The following is an 11,354-nucleotide window of genomic DNA, read 5'->3' as shown; positions in this document are numbered from 1 at the left end:
GCAGAACCCTTGCGGCGCTTACCGAGTGCTTACGTCAGCTGTCATGCCTGGCGACGAGCGCGCGCAACGCCGCCATTTCCTCCGCCAGCGCCCGGCGCCCCGAGGGGGTGATGTGCACCCAGGTCTTGGGGCGCTTGCCGTCATAGCCCTTCTCCACCTCGAGCAGGCCGGCCTCTTCCAACACCGCGATGTGCCGGGAGAGGTTGCCTCCGGTCAGCTCGAGGGTCTCCCGCAAGTACCCGAACTCCACCCGCTTGACCTCTGCCGCGATCGTGAGAATGCCGAGCCGGTGTCGCTGGTGCACCAACTCGTCGAGGCCGGTGGTGGGGTGTTCACTCATGCGGCGCTCACTGCCGCTCGCCAGCCACCGGCCAGCCCTCCCAGGAGGAGGACAGCTGCAGGCACTATCAAGTTGTCAAACACCAACGCGGATCCACCGAGCACGTTCTGCATGTCGTACAGGTTGGCTAACACCGCGGCAGCGGAGAAGACCGCCGCGATCACGCCACACAGCACACTGCGTTCCACCCAGGCCAAGGCACACACGCCGACCGCGATGACCAGCAGAGCGCCGAAACCGTGCGTCGTGGCGAGAATCGCCAGCTGGTCCGCGGCCAGCACCACCGCGACCAGCCCGACGACCATGCCCGGACGCCACGACCGCCAGGCACTCACCCCGGCGACCAGGCCGCCGGCCACGCACACGGCACCGCTGACCCATACGCCCTGCGGGCTGAACCCGTCGAACAACCCAAGAACCAAATAACCGACCACTGGCACCAGCACCACGAACAACGCCAACGCGCCCAGCAGCCAGGCGACGTAGATGCCGGTACGTGCTTGGACTCCCACTCGTGAGGCCCGCCAGCGATACCAGGCGAGACTCGCCGCGGCCCCCACAGTCACCAAAGCGACCCAGTAAGCCCCCGCCTTCGTGGTGGACTCGACCACCACCCGCGTTCCGATCCCCTGGCGCACGTCGGTCTCGTACACCAATGGCGCTGCCAGCACGCCGAACCCGAACAGCAACAATGGGACCCAATAGCCACGCCTATCTTTCCTCGTCCGGCGCCGTAAGACAGCCAACTCACCCAGAACCTCAGCCGCACCCGGTTCGGCCATCACGCCCATCTCCTCGGTCGGCTTCGCATGCCAATCATGTTTGCACGGCAAACCTGACTTGTCAACAGACCGATTTGCCATTAGACTTGGCCCATGCGGCCGAGCGCGATCCCGCTCAACGTCCCGTCGCCGTTGACCGAAGTGCACGACGACCGGCTCCGTGCACGCGGGATCCGGCTCCTGCTCAAGCGTGACGATCTGATCCACCCGGAGATGCCGGGAAACAAATGGCGCAAGCTCAAGTACAACCTCGCTGCGGCGAAGGAAGGAGGACATCAACGGCTACTGACCTTCGGTGGCGCTTATTCGAACCACATCCGTGCCACCGCAGCCGCCGGCCACCACTTCGGCTTCGAGACCGTTGGTGTGATCAGAGGCGAGGAACACCTGCCCCTCAACGATTCCCTGGCGTTCGCGGTCGGTCGCGGCATGACGTTGACCTACCTCGACAGGACGGCCTACCGCCTAAAACCCGTGCCTGAGCAGTTCCGGCCGTGCTACGTCCTGCCCGAGGGCGGCAGCAACGGTCACGCTGTTCGCGGTTGCGCCGAGCTCGTTGCCGAGATCCCCGCCGATTTCGACGTGCTGTGTTGCGCGTGCGGCACGGGCGGCACGCTGGCCGGGGTCGCCGCCGCGCTGGACGACCACCAGCAAGCCCTTGGATTCGCGGTGTTGAAAGGAGCCCACTTTCTCGACGACGAGGTTCGGCGACTGCAACGGGACGCGTTCGGCTCGGCTACGACCAACTGGACGATCGACCACGATGCGCATTTCGGGGGCTACGCCAAACGCCCGCCCGAGTTGGCTGAGTTCATCGAGGACTTCCAGGTACGACACGGCATCACTTTGGACTTCGTCTACGAAGCCAAGATGATGTGCGCCCTGTTCCGGCGGATCGAGAAGGGCGATCTGGCCGGCGCCAAGATCGTCGCCGCGCTGAGTTGATTGTCGCCCTGCCGGGCCGGAATCGCTGAGCTGATTACGGTCGCACCGAGTCCATGACGCGATACCGGGATCGACGCCGCGGCCTGTCAGTGTTCGCGGAGGTATGCCGCGCCATACTGCGTCCCGCGAAAAGTGCCCTTCTGGTGGGGGCACACACTGGTCCTCGCCAGTTGCACCAACCGGGTGCGTTCACACAACTGGCGCCGGCTCCCGGTCGCGCGCTCCCCTGCCCGCGGCCGGGAGCTCCAGGCACAGAGTCCTTCATGAAGGCCAAGCCTCGAAGGCGGGTCGCGGCGCAACAGTCACACGGACGCGCCAGCAGGGGCCCGCGGCGGGACGGAAATCTGAGCCGCGAGGGCGGTGCGGCGCGGCCCGGCGCACCCAAGTCTGGATACGGCGATTCGCAGAGACGCGGACACTCGGCGCTAACAACTAAGCGCCAGGCATTCGGCCGCCGGACGCCCGGCACCTCGACACACACGACGCCGGCCCCGGAGACCCGAACCCAGACACCCCGATACACACCACGCCAGCCCCCGGCACCAGGCCTCGACACCCGGTCCCAAGCACCCAAGCACCCAAGCACCCAAGCACCCAAGCACCCAAGCACCAGAAAACCATGCCTGCCCAGCCACCTGGCCGCACCACACAGTCAGATCCCACACAAACCAGGACGACCGCCTTCGTGCCGCCATGTCCGTCCGGATCCGCGAATGTCCTCACGGGACCGTTCTTCCCACCCACGCCGCCCCCGACGAAGATGCCCGACGGACGGGAAGAAACCCGTCCACGCCATCCTCGCGAAGCCCGTACAAAAGCCCGTACGAAGTCACGAGGAGACAACCGCCAGACTGGGAAATGAAGCCGCTACCGCACCGGTCTGCTGTACGGGCATGAAAAAGGCCCTTCCCGCTTACCCGAGAAGGGCCTTTCACCTGGAGTGGAGCTGAGGGGAATCGAACCCCTGACCTTCTCGATGCGAACGAGACGCGCTACCAACTGCGCTACAGCCCCTTGGTGAAGCGATGAAAGCATAGCAACCGCCCGGAAGGCGGACGGAGAGGGGGTTACTCTCCGACCGCCCGCCGGAACGGGAGCTGGCCGGGGTCGTCCAGTTCGTGGAACGCCGGGTCCTCGTCCTCCAGGTCGACGACGACCGCCTGGCCGCGCATCCGCGAAGCGGGGGACGGGCGGCGCTCGATCCCTACGAGCTCACGCCGCGGTGGCTCGGCGACCTCGTACTCGTCGTAGTCGTCGTCAGCGTGATCGTCGTACTCGTCGGCGACGACCTCGCGCCGGGTCATCGGGCGGCGGGCGCGGCCGCTGCTCATGCGGGCGAGCCGGCGCTGCCGGATCTCGTCCTCGATGCGCACCTGCCGCCGCAGGTAGGCGAGGTAACAGACCAGCGCGACGTCCGTGATCCCGTGCAGCCACCACAGCATGCTGACCAGGAAGCCGGCGGCGGCCGCCGTGATCACCGCGAGGACGATCAGCAGCAGCACCACTCGCTGCCGGAAGGCGTACTTGGCGCGGGCCGCGATCTCGGCGGCCTCGGGGTCGAAACCGCCGCGACCAGGCCGGTACCGACGTTCGGGCTCGGCTTCGAAGTGCCGTTCGGGTTCGTACGCGCGCATCGGCTCGTCCTCGAACTCTTCGATTTCCTCGGGCTCGGGGTCGGTGAGCTTTTCCGCGGGCTCGGACATGCTGGCCTCCTGTCCCCCTTCGTCGACGCCGCTTCCGCTGCGCACGACTCTTGCGGCCATGGCCGCATCGGTGGTCCGGGCAACGGCCTGCCGCTTGCGCGCGACCATCGGCACAAGAACGACGAGCCAGGCCGCCGCAAGGGCGACGATGATCAGCGAACTGGGCATCTCCCCGTAGTCACCTCCCCCTTTGCACTGCTACATACCGTCACGCTAGTCACAGGAGTAACAGATGTGAGGGAGGCACGCCGCTTGAATCGGGAAAAGGGGGTCGCCGGATTAGGTGAATCCCGGCGGATGTGGTAACGGCGATCTCACACGTATTCGGCCCGGCCGGCCGCGATGAGCCGTGCGACGAGACCCGGGCCGGTCTCCTCCGCGGTGGTCGCGAAACACAGGTGATCCCGCCAGTCGCCAGCCACGTCGAGATACCGCTGGAACAGGCCTTCTTGCCGGAATCCGGCCTTCGTCAGGACCCGGATACTGGGCTCGTTCTCGGGCCGCACGGTCGCCTCGATCCGGTGCAGTCCGCCGGGGCCGAAAGCGTGGTCGACGACGAGCGCCACGGCGGCTGTGGCTACCCCGCCAGCCACGACCGTGGACGACACCCAGTACCCCACCCAGGCCGATCGCAGAGAGGCACGAATCACGTTACCGATTGTGATCTGCCCCGCGTATTGCTCGTCCACTGTGATGACAAACGGCAGACACTGACCACGCCGCGCGAGACCGCGCAGGGCGAACCACTGCGGCGGCCAGGACCAATAACTGTTGCGATCCCGCCACGGTCCGGGCGCTGTGGGCTCCCAGCGCTCCAGGTGGTTCTGGTCCCGAAGGCGGATCCGGCTCCAGTCACCGGCGTCCCGCAGCCGGATCGGGCGGAGCGCGACCGCGCCCGCCGGGACCCTGATCGGCCCGAGCCGGGTCGGCCAGCCGGGATGACGGGCTTCCAGGTCGTACGTCGCTGCCTGCACCGGCGTATTTAACCTTCACACACGCTGTGCGAGGAAGGTCACCCGCACCTGTTCTCCAGCCGGAAGCTCAACGAGGTCTTCGTCCACGTTCACCAGGCAGTTGGCCTCGGCCAGCGACGCGAGCAGATGCGCGCCGGACGTGCCGAGTGGTTGCACCAGGTATTCACCGGTGCTCTCGTCGCGCAGGAGCTGCCCGCGCAGGAAGCCCCGGCGCCCCTTCGTCGAGGCCAGCGGCGAAAGCAGGCGGGCGCTGACCACGCGGCGATGCGGGTTGCGGGTGCCACGCGCGGCCCTGATCAGCGGCCTGATCAACACCTCGAACACCACCAGCGCGCTCATCGGGTTCGCGGGTAACAGGAAGGTCGGCACCGAATCCGGGCCGAGCCTGCCGAACCCCTGCGCCGAACCCGGGTGCATCGCGACCCTGGTCATGTCGATGCGCCCAAGGTCGGAGAGCGCGGCGTACACCTCGTCCCCCGCCGTGCCGCCGGCACCGCCGGCGACCACCACGACCTCGGACATCAGCAGCCTGCCCTCGACGACCTCGCGCAGACGCTTGGGCTCACCGGGCACGATCCCGACGCGGCTGACCTCGGCGCCGGCGTCGCGAGCCGCCGCGGCCAGGGCGTAGGAGTTCACGTCGTAGACCTGACCGACGGACGGCGTGCGGTCGATGTCCACCAGCTCGTCGCCGACCGAGACGATCGAAACCCGCGGCCGCGGGTAGACCAGCACCTTCGAGCGTCCGACGGCCGCGAGCAGTCCTACCTGGGCGGCGCCGATCGTGTCGCCCTGGCGGACCGCGACGTCGCCGATCTGCACGTCCTCGCCCGTTCGCCGGACGTACCCGGCCGAGGGCACCGAGCGATGCACGGTGACCTTCGCGGGGTGGCCGTCCGTGTAGGAAGTCGGGACCACCGCGTCTGCCAGCGTCGGCAGCGGCGCGCCTGTCGCCACGCGCACCGCCTGCCCAGGCTGGAGCCGGCGTGGCTGCCTCGAGCCGGCCGGAATCTCGCCGACGACGGGCAGCTGCACCGGCTCGTCCTCCACCGGCCGCACATCCACGCTGCGCACCGCATACCCATCCACGGCCGCCTGGTCGAAACCGGGCAGGGCGTGTTCCGCGACGACCTCTTCGGCACAGAGCAACCCCTGCGCCTCGGAAATCGCGACACGTACCGGGCGCGGCCGCACGGCCGAGTCGAGTACGAGCGCGATCTGCTCGTCGACGGGACGGAACTCCTGCTCAGCGGTGTCGGCTGGCTCCGGGATGGGTGGGGTCATCGGCCTTCGTTCTCGATTCGCTCGGCGAGCCAGGTGCGCAGCGACGGGCCGTAATCGGGGTGGTCGAGGGCGAAGTCGACCGCGGCCCTGATGAACCCGCCGGGGTTGCCGAGGTCGTGCCGGCCGCCCCGGTGCACCACGATATGCACCGGATGTCCTTCTTCGATCAGCAGTGCCACCGCGTCGGTGAGCTGCAGCTCGCCGCCGCTGCCGGGCTCGATCCTGCGCAGTGCGTCGAAGATCGCCCGGTCAAGAAGGTAGCGACCCGCGGCGGCGAACGTCGACGGTGCGTCCTCCGGCTTCGGTTTTTCCACCATTCCGTGGACCTGCTTGACGTCTTGATCATCCGTATCAGTGACGTCGAACACGCCATAGGGCGAAATCTGGTCCTTCGGAATGTCGAAGGCGCAGAGCACGCTGCCGCCGTGCCGGACCCGGACCTCGGCCATCCGCTCGAGCACCCCGGCCGGCAGCACCAGGTCGTCGGGCAGCAGCACCGCGACCGCGTGGTCGTCCTCCGTCAGGTTCGGCTCCGCCTGCGCGACCGCGTGCCCGAGTCCGAGCGCTTCCGCCTGGATGGCGACCTCGACGTCCAGGAGGCCAGGGCCCCGGCGAACCTTCTCCAGCAACGCGGTCTTGCCCTTGCGCTCCAGGTTCTCCTCGAGCTCCGGCGAAGGACGGAAGTAGTCGACCACCGACTCCTTCGCCGGTGAGGTGACGATCACAAGCCGTTTGGCGCCCGCCTGCGCGGCCTCGGCCGCGACGATCTCGATGCCGGGAGTGTCGACCACCGGCAGAAGCTCTTTGGGGACCGCTTTCGTCGCAGGTAGAAAGCGTGTGCCCAGGCCAGCCGCGGGGACGATCGCGGTGTGGAACGAATGGTTGTCGAAGGCGCCCGTCATGGCGGTAAAGCCTAACCTGCGTTTATGTGTGCTCGGCGCAATGACGACCTGGACAAGCCGGAGTGGCGGGCGCGAATTTCCCGTGCCCGCGCTTCGATTTCCGTGCAGCAGCGCGTCAGCGAGGCGCGCGCGCTGATCGATGTCCTCGTGGCGCAGGAGCTGCCCGGCACAGTCTGCTGCTACGTACCCTTCGGCTCCGAGCCCGGCACGGTCGGGTGGCTGGATGTGTTGCGCGGCAAGGGGGTCAGCGTGTTGCTCCCGGTGATCACCGGGCCCGATGCGCTCGACTGGGCCGAGTACGCCGGACCCGCATCGCTGGAACCAGGGAAGATCCACGGAATACTGGAGCCGTCGGGGCCACGGCTCGGGCCTGACGCCTTGGCGCGGGCCGGCTTGGTGCTGGTCCCCGCCCTCGCGGTCGATCTCACCGGCGTGCGCCTCGGGCGTGGCGCGGGGCATTACGACCGATCCCTGCCGCACGCTTCGCCGGACGCCGCGCTGGTGGCAGTGGTCCGTGACGACGAGCTCGTGGAGCGACTGCCCGCCGAGGAACACGACGTGCGGATGACCGCGGCGCTCACCCCGCAGCAGGGCTTGGTTCCGTTGCCTCGTGATGAGCGTCTCACTTTGGCGAGACATCGCCCACCGCGCCCGGACCGTTGAAAGGAAAGGGAAAGCGCGCGGCACGGCAAACCGCCAGGCCACCGGCACCAACGGGCACCAGTGGACCGAATTGCTCGTGGGTGCGCTCGCACGTGATTCGCCAAAACCCCGTTTGACCTGCGGGGGAATGCCTCGGTATCGTCAGGCGTTAGCACTCTCGCGGATCGAGTGCCAATGCACGAAGGAGCAGCAGTGCCCACCTATCAGTACGCCTGTAAGCAGTGCGGCCACCGGTTCGAGGCCGTGCAGTCGTTCTCCGACGACAGCCTGACCGAGTGCCCTGAGTGCACCGGTCCGCTGCGCAAGCTGTACGGCGCCGTCGGCGTGATCTTCAAGGGCAGCGGCTTCTACCGCAACGACTCCCGCTCCGACTCGAAGTCTTCTTCCGGTGCGAGCAAGTCGTCTGCAGGTAGCACGAGTTCGGACAGCACGAAGTCGAGCGACAGCTCCTCGAGCAAGTCCGATTCGTCGTCTTCCAGCTCCTCATCGAGCTCTTCGTCCGGTTCTTCGAGCTCGACGACGACTGCCGCCGCGTCCTGACGATCCGGAGTTTTCCACAGCACCCCGGTTGTCCACAGGGCCCTGAACTGGGTCTTCCCTCTTCGCGGGCGCACTTCTAGCGTCGATGTCAGCGGTGGTGAACCACCACCGCCACATCGACGAACTGGGGGTGCGCCGCGATGTTTTCCCGGCTCCGTACATTCCTGTCCCGCCTTCGACGGCCGTTGCGCAGCCGACGCGCTGTTTTCGTTCGCCGCATTCTGGCGATCGCGTTGCTGCTGACCGCCGCGGCGCTCGCTGTCCGCCCCGAGGTCCCTCAGGTGGGGGGAACAAGGGCGAGTCCCGGTGGGTCCCCGCCGCCAGAACCTGGACAGGCCACGGTGCCGCTCCACCTCGCCGACCCCTCGGTCGCCGGTCTGCTCACCCGTGGCATGCGGGTCGACGTGGTCACCGCGGGAACGCAGGTGCAGAGCCAAAAAGTGCTGGCCAGCATGGCCACGGTGGTCGATGTCCGGTCGCCCCCGGACAGCGGCGGCCGGTTCTTGGGCGGCGCCGACAAGGGCCCATTGGTGCTCATTTCGGTGCCCGTCGAGCGCGCTGTCGACGTCGCGGCACTGTCACTGCGGAATCCCGTAGCAGTTACCCTCCGTTAGCCGAGTCCCAGCTACGACGGAGGAGTGCACATGCTCAAGGGCTTCAAAGACTTTCTGATGCGCGGCAACGTGGTCGATCTGGCTGTCGCGGTCGTCATCGGCACGGCGTTCACCGCGATCGTCACCGCGTTCACCAACGGGCTGATCAAGCCGCTGATCAACGCCATGGGCGGGACGGATGCCGCGAAAGGTCTTGGCTTCTATGTCCTGAGCGGCAACGAGTCGACGTTCCTGAACTTCGGCGACGTGATCAACGCCGCGATCAACTTCGTGCTGATCGCCGCGGTCGTCTACTTCCTCATCGTGCTGCCGGTGCAGAAGGTCCAGGAGCGCCGCAAGCGTGGACAGGAGAAGGGCCCGTCGGAACCGACCGACGTGGAACTGCTGACCGAGATCCGCGACCTGTTGCGCCAGCAGCAGGGCCTGCAGACCACCCAACGAGACGGTCAGAGCAAGGAGGGCATCACGGGTACTACTGGATCTTCGGGTTCGTCCACTCGCTCCTAGCGCCGGGCGGTCGCCTGGAACGACGGAAGCAATGTGGAGCAAAGCGGGACCGGGCAGGCTGCGGCAATCAGGCCGCCTGCGGTGATCAGGCCACTCGCGCGACGGCGTTGTCGTGCGGGTCGGCCGGGCTCAGCGGTCGTGGTGCGGCGGGCGGTTCTCGTGGTACCAGGAGTCGTTGTCCTGGGCACGGGTGTCGTCGTCCCGTTCGTCGGACGTGGTTTCCGGGAGCACCTCTCCGAAAACGGCGTCGAGGTCGCGACGGGTCCGCTTTCGGGGAGGTCTGGGCTTCGGCTCGCCGGAGGTCATCGGGTCAGTTCTCGTCGAGCCCGGACAGCTCGTCGATGACGTGCGGGACGAGGGAGGACAGCGTGGCCATCCCGTCCCGGACGGCGGCGCGGGAGCCGGCCAGGTTCACCACGAGCGTGCTGCCGGAGACGCCCACGAGGCCACGGGAAATCCCCGCGTCCACGGCACCGGCGGCGAGTCCGGACGAGCGAAGCGCCTCGCCGATGCCCGGGATCGGGCGGTCGAGCACACCTGCCGTGGCGTCCGGGGTGACGTCGCGGGGCGAGACGCCTGTCCCGCCCACGGTGATCACCAGGTCGACACCGCCGATGACGGCCGTGTTGAGCGCGTTGCGGATGGCGACGGTGTCCGCGTGCACGACCACGACGCCGTCCACGATGAAACCGGCTTCCTCCAGCAACTCCGTGACAAGGGGGCCCGAGGTGTCGTCGTGCTCACCATGCGCGGCGCGGTCGTCCACGATCACCACGAGGGCGCGGCCAAGCCGCTGTGCACTGCGTTCCATGAGCTAACGGTATCCCGTTGTTACGGGAGTCTGACGGCCGCGTCCGGGGTACTGCGGGGTCACTGGCAGTGCCTTTAGCGTGGCGGGGTGCGAGTACTCGTGACAGGCGGAGCCGGGTTCATCGGCTCCCATGTGGCCGACGCGGTTGCCTCCTCCGGCGGGGAGGTGATCGTGTTGGACAACCTGCTCCCTCAAGCGCACGGATCGGCGGCGATACCCGGGTACGCCGGTGTGCATCGGTTCGTGCGTGGCGAGGTCACGAACGTACCGTTGCTGCGGGAGCTGCTGTCCGAAGTGGACCTTGTCTGCCATCAAGCGGCAGTGGTCGGGCATGGGCTCGATCCGTCGGATGCGCCGTTGTACGCATTCAACAACGACTACGGCACGGCCGTCCTGCTCGCGGAGATGCATGCGGCTGGGGTGCGCAGGCTTGTGCTCGCCTCGTCGATGGTCGTGTACGGGGAGGGGCGTTACTCCTGCGGCCTGCACGGCGTGGTGCCGCCCGCGCCGCGCAAGCAGTCCGATGTGGACGCTGGACGCTTCGAGCCGGACTGTCCGGAATGCGGACAGGAGCTGAGCTCGCTGCTGGTACCTGAGGACGCGCCGTTGCGTCCGCAGAGTATCTATGCCGCGACGAAGCTGGCGCAGGAGAACCTCGCCGCGGCTTGGGCGCGGCAGACCGGGAGCGCTGTGTGGGCTTTGCGGTACCACAATGTCTACGGGCCGCGGATGCCGCAGAACACGCCGTACGCCGGGGTCGCCTCGCTGTTCCGGTCCGCGCTGGAACGTGGCGAGGCCCCGACTGTGCTCGAGGACGGTCGGCAGCGACGGGATTTCGTGCATGTGCACGACGTCGCTCGCGCCAACCTGCTCGCGTTGCAGACGCCGGGGCCGGCGGGTGAGTTGACGGCGGTGAACGTCTGCTCGGGAACACCACACACGGTCGGCGAGCTGGCCGTGGAACTGGCGAGGGCCTGCGGCGGACCTGAGCCGCGGGTCGTGGGTGGCGCGCGCCCGGCCGACGTCCGGCATGTCGTGGCGGATCCGGCTCGGGCGGACAAGCTGCTGGGGTTCCGGGCCGAAATGGAGTTCGAGGCCGGAATCGCTTCGTTCGCCCGGGCCGAACTACGAGGCTGAGGCAAGGCACGAGGAGATCGGCGATACGCCGCGAGCAGCGGGCGCGCGGCGGGGGTGGGCAGCTCCGGCGCGGCAGACCTGGCGCGGGAGGGCCGGGGACCTGATGCGAGACGGGTCCGGCAGGAGAGCTCGCACCGTAGGGTCGCGGGGAG

Annotated in this window: 14 protein-coding genes and 1 tRNA gene; 6 read left to right on the top strand and 9 right to left on the bottom strand. The window is 67.9% G+C overall.

Translation table 11 applies throughout. The features are described from left to right. Positions 1 to 34: 34 nt before the first annotated feature. Together FPZ12_RS31670 and FPZ12_RS31665 are read right to left on the bottom strand one after the other, a co-directional pair. The gene (locus FPZ12_RS31670) at positions 35 to 340 is read right to left on the bottom strand and encodes a winged helix-turn-helix domain-containing protein (protein WP_144756720.1); all 306 of its coding nucleotides are present in this window, start codon (positions 338 to 340) and stop codon (positions 35 to 37) included. Continuing rightward, entirely contained in the window at positions 337 to 1,125 is a 789-nt protein-coding gene (locus FPZ12_RS31665) for a hypothetical protein (RefSeq protein ID WP_144756718.1), read from the bottom strand. The genes FPZ12_RS31670 and FPZ12_RS31665 overlap by 4 nt, the downstream gene beginning before the upstream one ends. Before the next feature lie 90 nt (positions 1,126 to 1,215). Here FPZ12_RS31665 and FPZ12_RS31660 point away from each other — a divergent pair, with 90 nt between their 5' ends. Continuing rightward, the gene (locus tag FPZ12_RS31660; RefSeq protein ID WP_144756716.1) at positions 1,216 to 2,067 is read left to right on the top strand and encodes a 1-aminocyclopropane-1-carboxylate deaminase/D-cysteine desulfhydrase; all 852 of its coding nucleotides are present in this window, start codon (positions 1,216 to 1,218) and stop codon (positions 2,065 to 2,067) included. 941 nt (positions 2,068 to 3,008) lie between these two features. On the opposite strand, the gene FPZ12_RS31655 is transcribed toward FPZ12_RS31660, so the two are convergent. The 5 genes from FPZ12_RS31655 to FPZ12_RS31635 form a co-directional block, all read right to left on the bottom strand. Then, positions 3,009 to 3,081, bottom strand: a tRNA-Ala gene (locus FPZ12_RS31655). A 53-nt stretch (positions 3,082 to 3,134) separates the two neighbouring features. Next, on the bottom strand, positions 3,135 to 3,938 hold the full coding sequence (sepX, locus tag FPZ12_RS31650) for a divisome protein SepX/GlpR (RefSeq protein ID WP_144761595.1): 804 nt from the start codon (positions 3,936 to 3,938) through the stop codon (positions 3,135 to 3,137). A 146-nt stretch (positions 3,939 to 4,084) separates the two neighbouring features. Beyond that, complete coding sequence (locus tag FPZ12_RS31645) at positions 4,085 to 4,744, bottom strand: GNAT family N-acetyltransferase (RefSeq protein WP_144761592.1); 660 nt, start codon at positions 4,742 to 4,744, stop codon at positions 4,085 to 4,087. A gap of 15 nt (positions 4,745 to 4,759) precedes the next feature. Continuing rightward, entirely contained in the window at positions 4,760 to 6,028 is a 1,269-nt protein-coding gene (gene glp / locus FPZ12_RS31640; RefSeq protein WP_144761589.1) for a molybdotransferase-like divisome protein Glp, read from the bottom strand. Next, a complete protein-coding gene (locus FPZ12_RS31635; protein ID WP_144761585.1) occupies positions 6,025 to 6,930 on the bottom strand; it encodes a UTP--glucose-1-phosphate uridylyltransferase in 906 nt (301 codons plus the stop codon). The genes glp and FPZ12_RS31635 overlap by 4 nt, the downstream gene beginning before the upstream one ends. Positions 6,931 to 6,954: 24 nt before the next feature. Between FPZ12_RS31635 and FPZ12_RS31630 the strand changes: the two genes are divergently transcribed. The 4 genes from FPZ12_RS31630 to mscL all read left to right on the top strand — a co-directional run bounded on the left by FPZ12_RS31630 (position 6,955) and on the right by mscL (position 9,254). Continuing rightward, complete coding sequence (locus FPZ12_RS31630) at positions 6,955 to 7,593, top strand: 5-formyltetrahydrofolate cyclo-ligase (RefSeq protein ID WP_144761582.1); 639 nt, start codon at positions 6,955 to 6,957, stop codon at positions 7,591 to 7,593. 192 nt (positions 7,594 to 7,785) lie between these two features. After that, positions 7,786 to 8,133, top strand: coding sequence for an FmdB family zinc ribbon protein (locus FPZ12_RS31625; RefSeq protein WP_144761579.1), 348 nt, complete (start codon positions 7,786 to 7,788; stop codon positions 8,131 to 8,133). Between the two features lie 341 nt (positions 8,134 to 8,474). Then, complete coding sequence (locus tag FPZ12_RS46660; RefSeq protein WP_243770125.1) at positions 8,475 to 8,747, top strand: hypothetical protein; 273 nt, start codon at positions 8,475 to 8,477, stop codon at positions 8,745 to 8,747. Between the two features lie 30 nt (positions 8,748 to 8,777). Further along, positions 8,778 to 9,254: a large-conductance mechanosensitive channel protein MscL gene (gene mscL / locus FPZ12_RS31615; RefSeq protein ID WP_144761573.1), complete on the top strand. Its 477-nt coding sequence runs from the start codon at positions 8,778 to 8,780 to the stop codon at positions 9,252 to 9,254. A 129-nt stretch (positions 9,255 to 9,383) separates the two neighbouring features. Here the strand turns inward: mscL and FPZ12_RS45795 are convergent, their stop codons facing one another. Together FPZ12_RS45795 and FPZ12_RS31610 are read right to left on the bottom strand one after the other, a co-directional pair. Then, the gene (locus FPZ12_RS45795; RefSeq protein WP_166462971.1) at positions 9,384 to 9,560 is read right to left on the bottom strand and encodes a hypothetical protein; all 177 of its coding nucleotides are present in this window, start codon (positions 9,558 to 9,560) and stop codon (positions 9,384 to 9,386) included. A 4-nt stretch (positions 9,561 to 9,564) separates the two neighbouring features. Beyond that, positions 9,565 to 10,065, bottom strand: a complete 501-nt coding sequence (locus FPZ12_RS31610) for a MogA/MoaB family molybdenum cofactor biosynthesis protein (protein WP_144761570.1) — start codon at positions 10,063 to 10,065, stop codon at positions 9,565 to 9,567. Positions 10,066 to 10,152: 87 nt separating this feature from the next. On the opposite strand from FPZ12_RS31610, the gene FPZ12_RS31605 reads away from it, so the two are divergent. Continuing rightward, the gene (locus FPZ12_RS31605; RefSeq protein WP_144761567.1) at positions 10,153 to 11,202 is read left to right on the top strand and encodes an NAD-dependent epimerase/dehydratase family protein; all 1,050 of its coding nucleotides are present in this window, start codon (positions 10,153 to 10,155) and stop codon (positions 11,200 to 11,202) included. Positions 11,203 to 11,354 lie beyond the last annotated feature (152 nt).

Origin of the sequence: Amycolatopsis acidicola (assembly GCF_007713735.2) — a bacterium.
GTDB classification, from domain to species: Bacteria; Actinomycetota; Actinomycetes; order Mycobacteriales; family Pseudonocardiaceae; genus Amycolatopsis_E; species Amycolatopsis_E acidicola.
The sequence above is the reverse complement of the archived record's forward strand: the minus strand, read 5'-3'. Positions and strand labels throughout refer to the sequence as shown.